This window comes from Citrobacter sp. Cpo069 (assembly GCF_030332785.1).
GTDB lineage: Bacteria > Pseudomonadota > Gammaproteobacteria > Enterobacterales > Enterobacteriaceae > Citrobacter > Citrobacter portucalensis.
This window is the reverse complement of sequence record NZ_JAOWHD010000059.1, coordinates 59,398-76,804: the sequence shown is the minus strand read 5'-3', so window position 1 is coordinate 76,804 and position 17,407 is coordinate 59,398. Positions and strand designations below refer to the sequence as shown.

Annotated in this window: 16 protein-coding genes; 9 read left to right on the top strand and 7 right to left on the bottom strand. The window is 51.0% G+C overall.

Annotated elements, in window-relative coordinates; all coding sequences use genetic code 11:
* Positions 1–50 precede the first annotated feature (50 nt).
* Both dcp and OGY08_RS16330 read left to right on the top strand, forming a co-directional pair.
* Positions 51–2,096, top strand: a complete 2,046-nt coding sequence (dcp, locus tag OGY08_RS16335; protein WP_125363457.1) for a peptidyl-dipeptidase Dcp — start codon at positions 51–53, stop codon at positions 2,094–2,096.
* Between the two features lie 530 nt (positions 2,097–2,626).
* Complete coding sequence (locus OGY08_RS16330) at positions 2,627–3,553, top strand: diguanylate cyclase (protein WP_048235406.1); 927 nt, start codon at positions 2,627–2,629, stop codon at positions 3,551–3,553.
* Positions 3,554–3,837: 284 nt separating this feature from the next.
* Here the strand turns inward: OGY08_RS16330 and mgtS are convergent, their stop codons facing one another.
* Positions 3,838–3,933 (bottom strand): protein MgtS, encoded by a 96-nt coding sequence (gene mgtS, locus OGY08_RS16325; RefSeq protein WP_003032406.1) that lies wholly within the window; start codon positions 3,931–3,933, stop codon positions 3,838–3,840.
* A gap of 486 nt (positions 3,934–4,419) precedes the next feature.
* Between mgtS and urtA the strand changes: the two genes are divergently transcribed.
* The 5 genes from urtA to urtE are packed head-to-tail and all read left to right on the top strand — an operon-like array spanning position 4,420 to position 9,887.
* The gene (gene urtA, locus OGY08_RS16320) at positions 4,420–5,691 is read left to right on the top strand and encodes an urea ABC transporter substrate-binding protein (RefSeq protein WP_003832925.1); all 1,272 of its coding nucleotides are present in this window, start codon (positions 4,420–4,422) and stop codon (positions 5,689–5,691) included.
* 43 nt (positions 5,692–5,734) lie between these two features.
* Positions 5,735–7,309 (top strand): urea ABC transporter permease subunit UrtB, encoded by a 1,575-nt coding sequence (gene urtB, locus OGY08_RS16315; protein WP_125363456.1) that lies wholly within the window; start codon positions 5,735–5,737, stop codon positions 7,307–7,309.
* Positions 7,309–8,382: an urea ABC transporter permease subunit UrtC gene (gene urtC, locus OGY08_RS16310; protein ID WP_286566091.1), complete on the top strand. Its 1,074-nt coding sequence runs from the start codon at positions 7,309–7,311 to the stop codon at positions 8,380–8,382. Before urtB ends, urtC begins: the two co-directional genes overlap by 1 nt.
* Complete coding sequence (gene urtD / locus OGY08_RS16305) at positions 8,382–9,179, top strand: urea ABC transporter ATP-binding protein UrtD (protein ID WP_008784743.1); 798 nt, start codon at positions 8,382–8,384, stop codon at positions 9,177–9,179. Before urtC ends, urtD begins: the two co-directional genes overlap by 1 nt.
* A gap of 9 nt (positions 9,180–9,188) precedes the next feature.
* Positions 9,189–9,887 carry an urea ABC transporter ATP-binding subunit UrtE gene (gene urtE, locus OGY08_RS16300; protein ID WP_125363455.1) on the top strand — a complete coding sequence of 233 codons (699 nt, stop codon included), beginning with the start codon at positions 9,189–9,191 and terminating at the stop codon, positions 9,885–9,887.
* A gap of 40 nt (positions 9,888–9,927) precedes the next feature.
* Here urtE and ydeE read toward each other — a convergent pair whose 3' ends face one another.
* The gene (gene ydeE, locus OGY08_RS16295; RefSeq protein ID WP_032943415.1) at positions 9,928–11,115 is read right to left on the bottom strand and encodes an efflux MFS transporter YdeE; all 1,188 of its coding nucleotides are present in this window, start codon (positions 11,113–11,115) and stop codon (positions 9,928–9,930) included.
* Positions 11,116–11,313: 198 nt separating this feature from the next.
* Here ydeE and eamA point away from each other — a divergent pair, with 198 nt between their 5' ends.
* Positions 11,314–12,213 carry an O-acetylserine/cysteine exporter gene (gene eamA / locus OGY08_RS16290; protein WP_286566086.1) on the top strand — a complete coding sequence of 300 codons (900 nt, stop codon included), beginning with the start codon at positions 11,314–11,316 and terminating at the stop codon, positions 12,211–12,213.
* A gap of 769 nt (positions 12,214–12,982) precedes the next feature.
* On the opposite strand, the gene marB is transcribed toward eamA, so the two are convergent.
* From marB to marR, 3 genes are read right to left on the bottom strand one after another with little or no spacing between them, the layout of a single operon-like run.
* Entirely contained in the window at positions 12,983–13,201 is a 219-nt protein-coding gene (gene marB, locus OGY08_RS16285; protein WP_003832934.1) for a multiple antibiotic resistance protein MarB, read from the bottom strand.
* Positions 13,202–13,231: 30 nt separating this feature from the next.
* The gene (gene marA, locus OGY08_RS16280) at positions 13,232–13,615 is read right to left on the bottom strand and encodes an MDR efflux pump AcrAB transcriptional activator MarA (RefSeq protein WP_140168326.1); all 384 of its coding nucleotides are present in this window, start codon (positions 13,613–13,615) and stop codon (positions 13,232–13,234) included.
* A gap of 18 nt (positions 13,616–13,633) precedes the next feature.
* Positions 13,634–14,068: a multiple antibiotic resistance transcriptional regulator MarR gene (marR, locus tag OGY08_RS16275; protein ID WP_003832935.1), complete on the bottom strand. Its 435-nt coding sequence runs from the start codon at positions 14,066–14,068 to the stop codon at positions 13,634–13,636.
* A 257-nt stretch (positions 14,069–14,325) separates the two neighbouring features.
* Here marR and OGY08_RS16270 point away from each other — a divergent pair, with 257 nt between their 5' ends.
* Complete coding sequence (locus OGY08_RS16270; RefSeq protein WP_003832936.1) at positions 14,326–14,991, top strand: MarC family NAAT transporter; 666 nt, start codon at positions 14,326–14,328, stop codon at positions 14,989–14,991.
* 42 nt (positions 14,992–15,033) lie between these two features.
* Here the strand turns inward: OGY08_RS16270 and OGY08_RS16265 are convergent, their stop codons facing one another.
* Positions 15,034–16,230, bottom strand: coding sequence for a sugar transporter (locus tag OGY08_RS16265; protein WP_032943422.1), 1,197 nt, complete (start codon positions 16,228–16,230; stop codon positions 15,034–15,036).
* Between the two features lie 222 nt (positions 16,231–16,452).
* Positions 16,453–17,328: a putrescine utilization regulator PtrR gene (ptrR, locus tag OGY08_RS16260; protein ID WP_008784750.1), complete on the bottom strand. Its 876-nt coding sequence runs from the start codon at positions 17,326–17,328 to the stop codon at positions 16,453–16,455.
* Positions 17,329–17,407: the final 79 nt, after the last annotated feature.

The window sequence follows — 17,407 nt, the reverse complement described above, 5'->3', positions numbered from 1 at the left end:
GATTCCTGGGAAGTCTACTCTGGTAAACAAATCGTTTTCAGGAGTGAAAGATGTCGTTAACGAATCCTTTTTTACGTCACAGCACGTTGCCGTACCAGGCACCGCAGTTTGATCAGATAGAGGTGCAGCACTATCGCCCAGCGTTCGATGAAGGCGTGCGGCAAAAACGTGCAGAGATCGAGGCGATTGTGCAAAACCCGCAGGCCCCTGATTTTGCCAATACGTTGCTGGCGCTTGAACAAAGCGGCACGCTGCTCACACGTGTAACCAGCGTTTTCTTCGCGATGACGGCGGCGCACACCAACGATGAACTACAGCGCCTTGACGAAGAATTTTCCGCAGAACTGGCGAACCTTGCCAATGATATTTATCTCAATGGCGCGCTTTTTTCGCGCGTTGAAGCGGTCTGGCAACAGCGAGGTTCGCTGGGGCTGGATAGCGAATCATTACGCTTGCTGGAGGTCATCCACCAGCGTTTTGTATTAGCCGGCGCGCGTCTGAATGAGGTCGATAAAGCGAACCTTAAAGCGCTCAATACAGAGTCCGCCACGTTGACCAGCCAGTTTAATCAACGTCTGCTGGCGGCGAACAAGTCCGGTGCTCTGGTGGTGGATGATGCACGTTACCTGGACGGACTCAGCGCAGAGGAAATTGCTGTTGCCGCCGAAGCTGCAAAGGAGAAAGGGCTTGAAGCGCGTTGGGTTATCCCGCTATTGAACACGACTCAGCAACCGGCGCTTGCGGCGTTACGCGATCGCCAGACCCGTGAGAATCTGTTCAACCGCGCATGGACGAGAGCAGAAAACAATGACGCTAACGATACTCGGGCGATTATTCAGCGACTGGTCGAGATCCGGATGCAGCAGGCGAAACTACTCGGTTTTGCCAATTACGCCGCCTGGAAAATTGCCGATCAGATGGCAAAAACACCGGAAGCTGCACTCAATTTCATGCGGGCGATTGTTCCCGCTGCGCGAGCCAGGGCATTGGATGAACAGGCCGAAATCCAGAATGTTATCAATCACGAACAGGGGAAATTTAACGTCGAGGCCTGGGACTGGGCATTTTATGCCGAGCAGGTTCGTCGTGAGAAATATGCACTTGATGAGGCGCAGCTCAAACCTTACTTTGCCCTTGATACGGTGCTGAACGAGGGCGTTTTCTGGACAGCCAATCAACTCTTTGGCATAAAATTTATAGAACGGTTCGACATTCCTGTTTATCACCCGGATGTTAGGGTATGGGAAATATTCGATCACGATGGCGTAGGGCTGGCGTTATTTTACGGCGATTTCTTTGCCCGGGAATCGAAAAGCGGTGGTGCCTGGATGGGCAATTTTGTTGAGCAATCGCAACTCAATGAAACCCGGCCGGTTATTTACAACGTGTGTAATTATCAAAAACCGGCAAAAGGTCAGCCTGCATTGTTATTGTGGGATGATGTTATTACGTTATTTCATGAGTTTGGGCACACGTTGCATGGCCTGTTCGCCACTCAGCGTTATTCCACGCTTTCAGGGACCAACACTCCGCGTGATTTTGTTGAGTTTCCTTCGCAGATCAACGAACACTGGGCGAGTCATCCGCAGGTCTTTGCTCGTTTTGCTCGTCATGTTGATACCGGGGAGCAAATGCCGCAGGCGTTGCGGAATAAGATGCAGCGGGCCAGCCTGTTTAACAAAGGTTACGACATGACCGAACTGCTCAGTGCCGCATTGTTGGATATGCGTTGGCACAGTCTGGAAAAGAGCGCGTTATCTCTTTCGGTCGATCAATTTGAACAGCAGGCGCTGGCGGCTGAAGGTTTGGATCTCAAGGCTGTGCCGCCTCGTTATCGCAGCAGCTATTTTGCCCATATCTTCGGCGGCGGCTATGCCGCAGGGTATTACGCCTATTTGTGGACGCAAATGTTGGCCGATGACGGCTATCAGTGGTTTGTAGAGCAGGGCGGATTAACTCATGAAAACGGGCAAAAGTTCCGTGAAGCGATTTTGTCCCGCGGTAACAGTACTGATTTAGCTGAACTTTATCGCCAATGGAGCGGGCGCGATCCAAAAATGGAGCCGATGCTGGAACATCGTGGTTTGAGCGCGTAAGGTTTGTTCAGAGGGGGAAAGTCCTCAATTCAGCTTAGCTAAACATAATGACGCCGATAAATTCATCATTGTGCTGAAAAGGAAATTACGCTGTAGGCCGGATAAGCGAAGCGCCATCCGGCTGCTTGTAACAGATTGCCGGATGGCGGCGTAAACGCCTTATCCGGCCTACTGCTCACTATCTTTTCGTGCATCCCCAACCGGGTGTAACGCCCGGTTTTTATATTACCTAAGAAATAACCTTGCAATTTAGGTCTCTAACCGGAAAAGATAGCTATAAAAAGCTTAAAGCATACACATCAGCTTTCTTAGCGGTTTTTATCTATCCGCGAAAATAAAAAGCTCAATGGCCGTGTTCAATTTGAGTCTGGTATGAACTGAGTGATGTACGCTATGCGGCGACCAGTGGCATAGCGCAACGCTATTGTTAATCGCGGCTTATTAATTACTATTAAAAAATTTACATAAATTTTCTTTTTTATCGTTAAGATAATTCCATCAGAAACGCTCGAACAGGGAGGGAGAACGTGATGATGAGAAATACGAAGGAAATAGATGCAATTTTGATTGAGTTGAACAAGTCCATTGATGCCCACTACAAATGGTTAGTGACAATGTTCCGCTGCGTGGTGTCTTCAGATGTTACGCAGCCAGATATTATGGGTGAAAACTCGCATTTTGCTTGTCGATTTGGACAGTGGCTTAATAATCAATCACGGTACAATGAGGATGATTGTAGTTACGTAAGCAAGATAAGCGCCACCCACGAAAAGATGCATTTATCAGGCAAGAAATTGCTAATGGCTATCGTGGAGAATCGTAGCCATTCATGGCATTTCGACAGCTTCCAGGATGCGCTGCTGGCATTTACCTCATCTGTAATGGACTACAAAATATATTTATTGAGTATCCGCAGTAATATCGACGCATTAACAGGTTTACCTGGCAGAAGAATGCTCGATGAGTCTTTTGATCGGCAGTTGCTCGATGCCGAACCGCTTAATCTTTATATATTGTTGTTAGATATCGATCGTTTTAAATACGTTAACGATACCTACGGCCATTTGGTGGGTGACGTGGTATTGCGGGCTCTGGCATCAAATTTATTGTCATGGACGCGATATGATGAGGCGGCGTACCGCTACGGTGGAGAAGAGTTCATTATCATCATCAGGACAAAAACGGACGAGCAGGCATGCCAGGCGGGTTTGCGACTTTGTCGTCTGATTGGTCAGAAAAAAATTCCCTACACTGAGGGAGAGATCGGTATCACGGTGACGGCAGGCATAACCCGGGTTCAACAGGGTGAAACACTGGATACCGCGCTTGGTCGGGCCGACAGGGCGATGTATCAGGGGAAACAGACCGGCAGGAATCGCTGCATGTTTATAGATGAAAATGAGCAAATTGCGTTGGTGGACACCAATGACGGAACTTCGTATCCCCTCAGTGCGTGAGTTTTCGAAAAACGCTTTGAGGTAGTTACGTTTCGTTTAACTTTCATTGGGGTTGTCGATGATAGGTTAGCTGACTATCCGTTATCTTCGCAGGGAATTGCCAGATAGCGTATAAAAGCAAAACACAAATCTATCCATGCAAGCATTTACCGCTGGTTTATCCGGCGGTTTTTTTTATCTGTAAATCAGGAAAAAGGCACAGCGAGTGCGATTCAGGTAAAAAAATGGCCCCTTGTGCAGTTACGCTACAAGGGGCCGGGTCGGTGCAGGACTATCTCCGTTCATCAATCATCCCATCTGTGGCTAAAATACGCGGCCAGGAAACCGGAAAATAAAATAATTCCCAGAACAGCCATAAAAATATTCATATTACCCAGCATAGTAAATGCTCCTTTATCTGTGAGTTTCCTCTCTTACCTTAAGTTCACCTCGCTTATGACTATAGTAGCAATTCAATCTTAAACAAAGGCTGAACTGTGTGATTATTTCGACTGAAAAGTAAATTTTTGACATGATCACGTCGAATAAAATAAATAATAGTGACGAGACACATTTATCTGCGCACAAATAACCCTGTTTTTAAACCCTGAGACGCTGTTATGACGGTGTGCTGCTGATACAGATTGTTGCACGTTTATAATGCAGAGTTGTCTCATGGTGGTTCAATTTTTCGTTTGATTAATCCTTTTGGCGGGAAAATGTAATACTGATCTATGTGCGTCAGATGCTAATTTGTTGATTTTATATGAGGTTTTAATATCTGGCATCGTTTTTGCCTTATCACTTCTGAACACCCTTAATTTGCACCGTTTTGTCTGCCCGGCTGCACCGGAGCTTTCAGCAAGTCTAATTTCAGGAGTGAAACTATGCAGCGTCGTACATTTTTAAAAGCTTTTGCACTTTCTGCCTCTGTTGTCGCAATGGGCGTGAGTTTTAGCGTTCAGGCAGCCGACACCATTAAGGTTGGCATCATGCATTCGTTATCCGGCACGATGGCCATATCCGAAACGCCGCTAAAAGATGTGGCGTTGATGACCATCGATGAAATAAATGCTCAGGGCGGTGTGTTGGGTAAAAAGCTGGAACCGGTGGTGGTTGACCCGGCCTCGAACTGGCCGTTATTTGCTGAAAAAGCAAGACAACTGCTGAGTCAGGACAAGGTGGCGGCAGTTTTCGGCTGCTGGACATCGGTTTCGCGTAAATCGGTTCTACCGGTATTTGAAGAGTTAAACGGTCTGCTGTTTTACCCGGTGCAATATGAAGGTGAGGAGATGTCGCCTAACGTCTTCTATACCGGCGCAGCCCCCAATCAGCAGGCGATCCCTGCGGTTGAGTATCTGATGAGTGAGGACGGCGGTAGCGCGAAACGCTTCTTCCTGCTGGGCACAGATTATGTTTATCCGCGCACGACCAACAAAATTTTACGCGCCTTTTTGCACTCAAAAGGGGTCGCCGATAAAGACATCGAAGAGGTGTACACCCCATTCGGACACAGCGATTACCAGACCATTGTCGCCAGCATTAAAAAATTCGCCGCAGGGGGAAAAACGGCGGTGGTATCAACCATCAATGGGGATTCTAACGTACCGTTCTATAAAGAGTTAGCGAATCAGGGGCTGAAAGCCACCGATGTGCCGGTGGTGGCTTTTTCCGTGGGTGAGGAGGAGCTACGCGGTATTGATACCAAACCGCTGGTGGGCAACCTTGCCGCCTGGAACTACTTTGAGTCCGTCGATAATGCGGCCAACAAAAAGTTTGTCGCTGATTACCGGGCGTATGCCAAAGCGCACAAATTACCGAATGCTGATTCGGTGGTGACGAACGACCCAATGGAAGCCACATATGTTGGCCTGCATATGTGGGCGCAGGCGGTAGAAAAAGCCGGAACTACAGATGTGGATAAAGTTCGTGCAGCTATGGCGGGGCAATCCTTCGCTGCGCCATCAGGTTTTACCCTGACCATGGATGCGACCAACCATCACCTGCATAAACCCGTCATGATTGGCGAGATTGAAGGCAACGGCCAGTTTAACGTGGTGTGGCAAACCGATGAGCCGGTCCGCGCCCAGCCGTGGAGTCCGTACATCGCTGGTAATGATAAAAAATCTGAACAGCCTGTGAAAACCGCCAGCAACTGATCTAACGCCCTCCTGCGGGAGGGTAATGCTTTGGAGAACGCTCATGAAAGCTATGCGCTTTATTCGTGGTGTGTTGTTGCTGATGTGGTTTTTGCCGTGGATAGCCCAGGCCGCAGATGCTGATACCTTTACCGCCGCCAACCGTGCTCAGCAGGGCGCCTTGCTTGAACAATGGGCGGTGAATCCTGACGTTCAGCGCATCCCGCTGCTCAGCGCACTGCGAGATGAGAACCTGCTGACCGATAACACGAAAAATGCCTTTATCATGAACGGCTCGCACGTACAGCCGTTAGGAACAGCGATAGCCCCAAACGGCGAGCTAAAAAAAATTCGCCTGACTAACCGCCTGCGTAATCTGGTAGCCGGAGCGTTGGCTGTCCATCAACTTTTAAGTGACAGTGTCACGGTAAGGGAGGAGGCAGCCCGTACATTACAGCGTGAGGCGCAGCCGGGCATGCTGCCGTTTTTACAACAACGACTGGCTCAGGAGTCAGATGGTGATGTGAAATCCGCACTCGCTATTGTACTGGCAAATCTGCAACTGGGTAGCACCTCGCCGGAAGTCAGGCTTCAGGCAATCGAACTATTAGGGGCGTCAAATGATCCTGAAACTCAGGCGCGCCTGCAGCCATTCACCAGGGCTGAACATGAACCCAATGCCCGAGTGCGTGCTGCCGCTGACGAAAGTCTGAATTCCATCTCGTATCGCATGAAGGTTGGGGATCTTCTTGGGCAGGCTTTCATGGGACTGTCACTGGGTTCTATTTTGCTGCTTGCGGCGTTGGGTCTGGCGATAACCTATGGATTACTCGGCGTCATCAATATGGCGCATGGCGAGATGTTGATGCTCGGGGCGTACTGTACCTGGATGGTGCAACAGCTGATGGGGCAGTTTTTCCCGCACGGGTTAGCCTGGTATCCGGTTATTGCACTTCCGGTCGCCTTTTTGCTGACTGCGGCAGTAGGAATGCTGCTAGAGCGTGGGGTGATACGCCATTTATATGGCCGTCCGCTTGAAACGCTACTGGCGACCTGGGGTATCAGCCTGATGCTCATCCAGTTGGTGCGTATGACTTTTGGCGCGCAAAACCTGGAAGTCGCCAATCCGGCATGGCTTTCCGGCGGTATTCAGGTTTATGCCAATTTGATATTGCCGTGGAACCGAGTAGTGGTGCTTGGCTTTGCCATGCTGGTGCTGTTCTTCACCTGGCTGCTGTTGAATAAAACGCGCCTCGGGCTGCGCGTGCGTGCCGTGACGCAAAATCGCAATATGGCGGCCTGCTGCGGCGTACCTACCGGACGAGTCGATATGCTGGCCTTTGGCCTTGGTTCAGGAATTGCCGGACTGGGAGGTGTGGCGCTCTCGCAACTAGGTAACGTAGGGCCGGAGCTGGGGCAAAGCTACATTATCGATTCGTTTTTGGTGGTGGTACTGGGCGGCGTTGGACAGCTTGCCGGGAGCGTGGCTGCAGCTTTTGGGCTGGGGATCTTCAATAAAATTCTGGAGCCTCAGGTGGGGGCGGTTCTCGGCAAAATCATGATCCTGGTGTTGATCATTCTGTTTATTCAGAAACGACCTCAGGGACTGTTCGCGCTGAAAGGGAGGGTTATTGACTGATGACGATGCCAATGACAATAACGCTGGCGCGTAAAGCGCCGCGTACAACACGCGTGCTGAGTCTGGGCTTACTGCTGACGTTGATTATTCTGCCGTTTCTTGCGCTGTTACCTGCGGAGCATCCGCTGGCCATATCGGTGTGGACGTTGACGCTGGCCGGGAAAATTCTCTGCTATGCCATTGTGGCCGTTGCGCTGGATCTGGTGTGGGGTTATGCCGGAATGCTCTCGCTGGGACACGGTATTTTCTTCGCGCTGGGGGGCTATGCGATGGGAATGTACCTGATGCGCCAGGCTTCCGGCGAAGGATTACCGGCCTTTATGTCGTTCCTGTCGTGGAGCGAGCTGCCCTGGTTTTGGTGGGGGACGCAACATTTTCTCTGGGCGATGCTGCTGGTTGTTCTGGTGCCGGGCCTGCTGGCGCTGGTATTTGGTTGGTTTGCCTTCCGTTCAAAAATCAAAGGTGTCTATTTCTCCATCATGACCCAGGCCCTGACTTTCGCCGGAATGCTGCTGTTTTTCCGCAATGAAACCGGCTTTGGTGGAAATAACGGTTTTACCGGTTTTACCACCATTCTGGGGTTTCCGGTGACCGCGACGTCCACCAGGATCGCGCTGTTTCTGGCGACGGTTATGCTGCTGGTGCTGGCAATATGGCTGGGACTTGCGCTGGCCCGCAGTAAGTTTGGTCGTATTCTGACCGCCGTGCGCGATGCCGAGAACCGTTTGATGTTCTGTGGTTACGATCCGAAAGGTTTCAAGTTACTGGTGTGGACGCTTTCCGCTGTACTGTGCGGCCTGGCCGGGGCGCTTTATGTCCCGCAGGTAGGGATTATCAACCCCAGCGAAATGTCGCCGACCAACTCGATTGAAGCGGCGATTTGGGTTGCTCTCGGCGGACGTGGAACCCTGATCGGCCCGGTATTTGGCGCTGTACTGGTGAACGGTGCTAAAAGCCTGTTTACCGTCATTATGCCGGAATACTGGCAGCTGTTTCTTGGCCTGATCTTTATTGGCGTTACGCTTTTTTTACCCCGTGGTGTGATTGGCCTGTTTCGCAAAGGAGACAAATAATGCAGCCGGATGAAGGACTTTTTACTCGCCAGATGCCTGGCGATCGGTTTCGCGAACAAACGGACCCGGTACTCCAACTGGAAAAAATTAACGTTAATTTCGACGGATTCCAGGCGTTAACGGATCTCTCGCTCAATATTGGCGTCGGGGAGCTGCGCTGTATTATTGGCCCCAACGGCGCCGGGAAGACGACGTTAATGGATGTCATAACCGGTAAAACCAGACCGCAAAGTGGTCGTGCGATATACGATCAGTCGACCGATTTAACAACGCTCGATCCCATTGCCATCGCGCGTCAGGGGATTGGACGGAAATTTCAAAAGCCCACGGTATTTGAAGCATTAACGGTGGAAGAGAACCTGGAGCTGGCGCTGAAAAATGATAAATCTGTCTGGGGGGCTCTACGGGCACGACTCTCAGGCGAACAACGGGATCGTATTGATGAAGTATTGGCGCTGTTGCGGCTGGGTAATGAGCGGGCCCGCCGCGCCGGTCTGCTTTCGCATGGGCAAAAACAGTTTCTCGAAATTGGCATGCTGCTGGTGCAGGAGCCGCATTTACTGCTACTGGATGAACCCGCGGCGGGGATGACGGATGCGGAAACGGAATACACGGCGGAGCTGTTTCGCCAGCTTGCCGGTAAGCACTCTCTGATGGTTGTTGAGCACGATATGGGATTTGTTGAAACCATTGCCGATCGCGTCACAGTATTACATCAGGGACGTGTCCTCGCTCAGGGGAGTCTTCGCGATGTGCAGGCCAACGAGCAGGTTATTGAAGTTTATCTCGGGCGTTAAGGAGTTTACATGCTGCAGGTGAAAGAACTGAATCAATATTATGGTGGCAGCCATATTCTGCGCGGGGTGAGCTTTGAAGCGCGTATCGGTGAGGTGACATGCTTGCTGGGGCGTAACGGCGTGGGGAAAACAACACTACTAAAGTGTCTGATGGGGCTTATTTCGGCCCGTAGCGGAAGCGTACTCTGGCAGGATAAAAATGTCACTCACTGGAAGCCACACCAGCGGGTCAGAGCCGGTGTGGCGTATGTCCCACAGGGGCGTGATATTTTTCAGCGTTTGACGGTCGAAGAGAATCTGCTGCTCGGTCTTTCCCGTTTTTCAGCACCGGAGGCCCGACATGTGCCTGATGATATTTACGCGCTCTTTCCGGTTTTACAGGAGATGAAGCATCGGCGTGGCGGAGATTTGTCCGGCGGGCAACAGCAGCAACTGGCCATTGGACGAGCGCTGGCAAGTCGCCCACAGTTGTTGATTCTTGATGAGCCAACGGAAGGGATCCAGCCGTCGGTGATTAAAGAGATTGGTCAGGTGATTTCTCAACTGGCGCACCGGGGGGATATGGCTATATTGCTGGTGGAGCAATTCTACGATTTTGCGCAGCAGCTGGCCGACAAATACCTGCTCATGTCGCGGGGCAGCATTATTCAAAGCGGCGATGGTAAAAATATGGAGGCCGAGGGCGTTCGGGGACTGGTTGCAATCTGAGGTATGCGACAGAGCGGCTTCGGCTCTGTCGCTATACTCATCAGCAGACCACCGTCTGCCCCCAGGGCTTGGCGCGCATGCCTTTTATCATGAGCGCCCAGGCAAGAACGATCGCCACTATCAGCGCGACAAACAGCGACCATGGCGGCAATGTGGTTAAAATGACGCCGCTGACTAATGGGTTAACCGCTGCGCCAAGCCAGCCCAACGACTGGGCGGAAAAATAGCTGGCTTTCATGCCTGCTGGCGCGATGTTGTCGATAAGCATGTATTCACCCGGCGCGTAAATGACTTCGCCGATAGTGAAAAAGGCAGCAGAAATTCCCCATAACAACAGACTGTTGCCGGAGAAAGCGAAACCGACCAGGCCAACGACAAAGAAGACTGTACCCACTGTCATCAACGGGCGGATATTCGTGGCGGTGAGCCTACGACCAAGTGCGTATTGCAGTGATACTACGATGGCGGCGTTAACGGGCAGGACGACTGCTACCACTTTCTCGGCAAAATCGCCATCCGCTACCACCATAACGTATTGCGAAATACAGGACGCAAAAGCACCGCCAACAAACGATGCCAGAAAGGCCGATAACGTAAACCAAAATAATGCCCGGTCGCGCAGGAGTACCGAAGGGGACCACACCGCGGCGTTTAAACCTTCTGATGGTGCTGTCGAACGTTTTACCCAGGTCTGGATAAACACCAGTGGCAATGCTGAACAGGCGGCAGCCAGCCAGAATGGCAGGTTAATGCTTTGCATCACCAGTAGAGTGCCCAGCGGTGGACCAACGGTCCAGCCAATATTCAGCACGGTATAGTTAAGCGAGAAAATTTTAGTCTTGTTGGTGGCTGACAGATTATCGGCAAACCAGGCCTTCAGCACCGTGGCGAAGACGGAGTAGGCACAGTTGATCAGGGCAAAGAGTAAAACCACTACCACCACGTTATGCACCAGCGGGATTGCAATAAAGCCGGAAGCAAAGCCACAAATTGCCAGCAGCATATAGCGTTTTTTATCGAACTTGTCGGCCAGAATACCAAAGCCAAGGCTGAACACCACGCCAATGGTCAGCGCGACCGTCATCGCATAGCCGATCAGGTCAACGCTCAGATGATACTGCCGACTGAGGTAAATCGTCATAAATGGCAGAGTGGCGCCACGGCCAATTGTTAATAACAAAGATGACGCGAGTAACGCGAGAGTGGACCTTCTCAAGGAGATATTCATTTGCCTGCCCGACAATGCATGTTGTTATGTTTTTTTTAGATATAAGAAACAAATAGCATGTCAAAACTGTGATGTACACTCAATAAGTTGTCCGAAAATGCCTTGCGTGGCCTACCTGAAATAATGATCTGTTACGGCACAACGATTTCCGTTACTTTAACTTGTTTACAAAAATTTAATATTTGCAGGGGCGGTGGTATGTCGCGTAAAGACGGGTTGTTAGCGTTACTGGTTGTCGTGGTTTGGGGACTGAACTTTGTCGTTATTAAAGTGGGTCTGCACAATATGCCACCGCTAATGTTGGCGGGATTACGTTTTTTACTGGTTGCGTTTCCGGCAATACTCTTTGTTGCCAGGCCGAAAATCCCACTTTCGCTGTTGCTCGGCTATGGCCTGACCATCAGTTTTGGGCAGTTCGCATTTCTCTTTAGCGCTATCAAATTCGGTATGCCTGCAGGGTTAGCTTCTCTGGTATTGCAGGCTCAGGCGTTTTTTACCATTGTTCTGGGCGCATTTGCTTTCGGTGAGCGCCTGCAGGGTAAACAATTGGTTGGGATTGCGCTGGCGGTATTTGGCGTGCTGGTGCTGATTGAGGCCAGTCTGAACGGTCAGCATGTTGGCATGCTCGGTTTTATGCTGACGCTGGCGGCGGCGCTAAGCTGGGCCTGCGGTAATATCTTTAACAAAAAAATCATGCAGCATACCTCGCGCCCAGCCGTTATGTCGTTGGTGGTATGGAGCGCGTTAATTCCCATTGTTCCGTTCTTCCTGGCATCATGGCTTCTGGATGGTCCAACGCAAATGACCCACAGTCTGGTGGAGATAGATATGACCACCATTCTTTCACTGGTTTATCTGGCGTTTGTGGCGACCATTGTGGGTTACGGTATCTGGGGTTCGTTACTCGGACGTTATGAAACCTGGCTTGTCGCGCCGTTGTCGCTGCTGGTGCCGGTCGTTGGACTGGCGAGTGCGGTCGTGCTGCTGGATGAAACGCTGACCGGATTGCAACTGCTCGGTGCGCTACTGATCATGGCAGGGTTGTATATCAATGTGTTTGGCTTTCGGTTACGTAAGGTTGCGTCGGTGAGGGGCTAAAAAAGCCCCGCAGTGGAGTAATGCTCGTCAGTTAAGCATGTATGGTGAACATGTGATTATTGCTCATGGTTCCGTTCACCTCAGCGGTGTCATTTCTCTGAAGCGTAGATACCCGTGAACGTGCAAGGGAGACTCACCGCCGTCTCCCTTGCATCCCAGGCTCCCGGCGGGAAAATCGTCGCTGCGCGAGTTATTCGTCTTATGTCGTCTGCCTGTCGGGTCGGGGCCGAGCCTGCGTCCCTGCGGGCCGTCCCCTCTGTCCGCATCCCTGCGGACAGACCCGGTCAGCCGTCAACACTCATCGATTTTCAGCCGGACCGGGGTCATCGCTTCAACGCACTGGCTTCCAGTTATATCCGTATTGCTGTTCAGAGATATTCAAATAAAAGCGTAGGTGGTGAGGTGTGGACTGGTCCGGCTGAAAATTGCCGACGTGTTTCCGTAAGGCCGGGAGAGCCAGCATGGATGCTGGCTCAGGGCGCGCTTTGCAAGGACGCTTCCTCGCGCCCGGCCCGGTAGCCTGGAGGAATAAGCGGAGGGTATTGCGTAGCAACAATTTTCCTGCCGGGAGCCGGGATTGTAAAGGGCGTGGCGGAGAACGCCCTTTACACGTTCACAGGAGTCAGTGTTTTAGAGAAGCAATGCACATGAGGTGAACGGAACTCTTTCTCCTAGATAGCATGTTATTTACCTCCGCCAGCACAGGTTGATGCTTACTGAAACTGAGGCGCTAACTGACAGGCATTACCGCAGTTGCTGGGCAATATAATTACAGGTTGCGCATATTGTAATAAGGCACACCTAATTCGTCGGACTTGTCGCTGCCTGCACCCATATGATTAAAATCGAACGGGGACTGATCGTGCGCAGGGGGCATAATCATCGCGTCGCGACTGTTCTGGGTGGCAGGTTGCGCGGTCTGTTCCGCCATGCTCTGGCCCGAAACAACAAACAGCAGGGCCAGCATTGCATAAGACAGAAGTTTCATGATTTCCTCGGTTACGTCGTTAACTGGCGATTAGCAATTACATTGATTGAGTGGAAGCAAATAGCGTGATTCGCCGTGCATATTCGTCACACGGTACTTATGCGGCGGAACATCAAAATAGTTTTTGAATGTCCGGGTCAGCGTCTGCTGAGACTCAAAACCGTAACGCTCTGCCAGATAAAGAATGGGCTCGTTACTCTCTTTTAATTTTTGCGCTATTTCAGTCATTTTACGGCTGCGAATGTATTGACCCAGTGAATGGCCGGTTTCTTTTTTAAACATCCGTTGCAGGTGCCATTTGGAGTAACCTGAACGCTCAGACACTTTTTCCAGCGAGAGCGGCGATTCAAGGTTATTTTCGATCCAGTCCAAAATGCTATGAATAGTGATTGTGTCAGTATTGCGTCTGGACATCGTCATACCTCTTTCTGTTTACGGCAGGATTCTCTTAAGCAAGTGCTCAAGTGTGGCTACTTCATCCGCCGTTAAGTTTTTTGTTAGTTCCTGGTGCAGGTCTTGCCCTACTAATTGATGACACTGCTCGCAAATTGCTGCGCCATGCTCAGTGAGTTTCACCAGCACGCCACGCTTGTCATGTGGATTCGGAAGCCTTTCGATCCAGCCTTTACAGGCCAGTCTGTCCAGCATCCGCGTCAGGGCGCCAAGGTCGACAGACAGCACTTTTTTCAATTCGACAGGGGTGATGCACACCGCGCAACGGATGGAGCAGAGCACCTTGAACTGCGATGCCGTGATATCCAGCGGTGACAGATAGTCGTTTAGCAAACGATCTTTTTTCTGATTAACCATATAGATCAAACGACCCAGTGGGATGATTTCGTTAAACAGATCACTGGTGTTTTTCACAATGGTTGCCCTGGCAAGTAGTTAGTCACGGCTGATATTATTGCTTAGGCAAATATAAGTCAAATGAATGAGTCAGCAAATGCCACGTTTTGTTAAATCATCAGACTCAACATCCGGTGAGTGAAATTTTAACGATCTGATAATTATGGTTTATACGCGTGGATGAAAAATGAATCCTTACATCGCCAAAATGGCTTATCTCGCGGATTTCACCGTATACTTGCCGTTGACGATTAACGCACAGGAAAGATGACATTATGATGGACTTGTTTAAAGCGATAGGACTTGGGCTGGTAGTCCTGTTACCGTTGGCAAACCCGTTAACCACCGTAGCGTTGTTCCTTGGCCTTGCCGGCAATATGAACAGCGCAGAGCGTAACCGTCAGTCACTCATGGCTTCCGTTTACGTGTTTGCCATCATGATGGTGGCGTACTATGCCGGGCAACTTGTGATGAATACCTTCGGGATTTCGATTCCCGGACTACGTATTGCGGGTGGGTTAATCGTTGCGTTTATCGGCTTCCGGATGCTGTTTCCGCAGCAGAAGGCGCATGATTCTCCGGAAGCGAGAAGTAAGTCAGAAGAGCTGGAAGACGAGCCGACTGCCAATATCGCCTTTGTACCGCTGGCTATGCCAAGCACTGCCGGTCCAGGGACGATTGCGATGATCATCAGTTCCGCGTCAACCGTGCGTCATGGTTCCGAATTTCCGGACTGGGTGATCATGGTCGCACCGCCGATTATTTTTGCGGTTGTTGGGATTATCCTGTGGGGCTGTTTGCGCAGTTCCGGGGGGATCATGCGCCTCGTCGGCAAAGGTGGTATCGAAGCGATTTCTCGTTTGATGGGCTTCTTACTGGTGTGTATGGGCGTGCAGTTTATTATTAACGGCGTGCTGGAAATTATTAAAACCTACGCGTAGAACACTGTGCCCGGTAATCGTTAATGTCTACCGGGCACATTTTTACGAATGCTGAGGCTGTTCTTCCAGCGATACTGGCCATTTACGAAAGATAATCACCGACCATATCAACGCGGCAACGGCAGGCACTGCGCCGACGTAACCAATCGTAGACATCGACCAGTGTAAACTCACCTGATTGCCTACCAGCGCACCAGCGCCAATACCGATATTAAAGATACCTGAGAACAGTGCCATTGCGACGTCAGTCGCATCCGGAGCAAGCGCCAGCACTTTTACCTGCATTCCGAGACCTATCAGCATGATGGCGACGCCCCAGAAAATACTCAGGACAGCAAGGTGCATTTCGCTGTCAGCAGCGGGAAGTAACAGCACCAGACATACCGTCAACAGGGCAATGGCACTGCTAATCAGCACTGACGCATGCAGATTCCCCAGCTTACCGAAAATGACGCTACCGACAATTCCCGCGCCACCCAGAACCAGCAACAGCACGGTAGCAAAGTTTGCGCTCAGACCCGCGACGGTCTGCACAAACGGCTCGATATAGCTGTAGGCCGTGTAATGTGCGGTGACCACAATCACCGTCAGTAGATACAGACTCATCAATGCCGGACGATGAAATAACACCGGCAGGCTTTTTAAAGAGCCGGAGTGCTCACTGGGTAGTTTGGGCAGGAGCTTTATCAGGCAAAGCAAGGTAACTAACGCCCCCATACCGATGGCGAAGAAGGTCGTGCGCCAGCCAAAATACTGACCGACGATACGTCCGATTGGCAGGCCAAGCACCATCGCCAGTGCGGTGCCAGTGGCAATCAGGCTGAGAGCCTGTGCACGTTTACCGGCAGGGGCCAGGCGGATCGCCAGCGATGCGGTAATCGACCAGAAAATAGCGTGCGCAAAAGCAATACCAATACGGCTAATTACCAGCACGGTAAAATTCCATGCCAGGAAAGAGAGCACATGGCTGGCGATAAACACAACAAACAGACAGATCAGCAGTTTTCGGCGCTCCACCTGACTGGTAAGTAACATAAAAGGGAGCGACATCAGGGCGACAACCCAGGCGTAGATCGTCAGCATGATCCCGACCTGAGCGGTCTGCATATTGAAGCTTTGTGCGATGTCGGACAGCAAGCCGACAGGGACAAACTCGGTGGTATTGAAAATAAAACCGGCAATGGCAAGCGTAACTACCCGTAGCCACGCGACCTTGCGGGAAACAGTGTCTGTTGTCATATCAAATAAGAGGATTAGCTGCGAAAAGGTAAGGCCACGATCTTAAAACGTTTGCTGGCGAAAATACAATCATTTTGTGATATGGATCTCATTTCATTGGTAGGGCGCTACAATTTGCTGCCGAACATTCCTCGTATTTTTAAGTATTTCAATAATAATGAAATTCCGGGCGTATGACTTCACCCGGATTTACAGGTATTCATGTTTTTTGAGGATCGCCAGTTACTCCGGGTCGTGTGATAACTGAGGGTTCAACACCTCAATAAACGCTTCCAATTGACGTGTCATTGCACCTCTGCGCCAGACAAGCCATGTATTCAGCCAGCGCCAGTTCTCGCTTAGCGGCCAGGCGTTGACCTGATGATGCCCAGGCATGCTCTCCAGCATCGAACGCGGGATCAGTGCGATACCCGCGCCGGCAATGACGCAGGCCAGCATGCCGTGATATGACTCCATTTCATGAATGGTGCCGGGCATGGCGCGATCGGCATGAAACCAGCTTTCAAAATGGCGGCGATAGGAACAGTTGGCGCGAAAGGCGTAAATACTGCAACCGTTGACGTCGCTGGCCCGCTGAATGGGGGGATGGCCGTGCGGCGTCACGATCATCATCTCTTCACGGTAGACCGGCATTCCTTCAAGTCCCGGATGGGTAATTGGGCCATCGACAAAGGCCGCGTTCAATGTTCCGTCGAGTACGCCGTCCAGCATTGTGCCTGAAGGACCTGTCGCCAGCGCGAACTGAATTTTGGGGTAACGCTGATTATATTCAGCCAGCGTAGCGGGGATGCGAACTGCTGCTGTACTTTCAAGCGAGCCGAGAGAGAAGAGTCCTTGTGGCTCATCCCCGGCGACGACCATCCTGGCTTCCTCAACCAGTGCCAGGATCCGCTGGCTGTAGCGCAAAAAGTTGTGCCCGGATGGGGAAAGCCGCAGGCGCTGGTTTTCACGAATAAACAGATCAACGCCCAGGTCGGCTTCAAGCTGACGTATACGGGTGGTGAGATTGGATGGCACGCGATGCACTTTCGCGGCGGCCTGTGTAATACTGCCAGTCTCCGCGACGGCATTGAACATTTCCAGCTGCGTCAGATCCATAATCTTCTCTATTCGTGAATGGTATGGTTAATATTATTCATTTTTCAGAAAGAGTAAATATGCTCATGATATAACCATA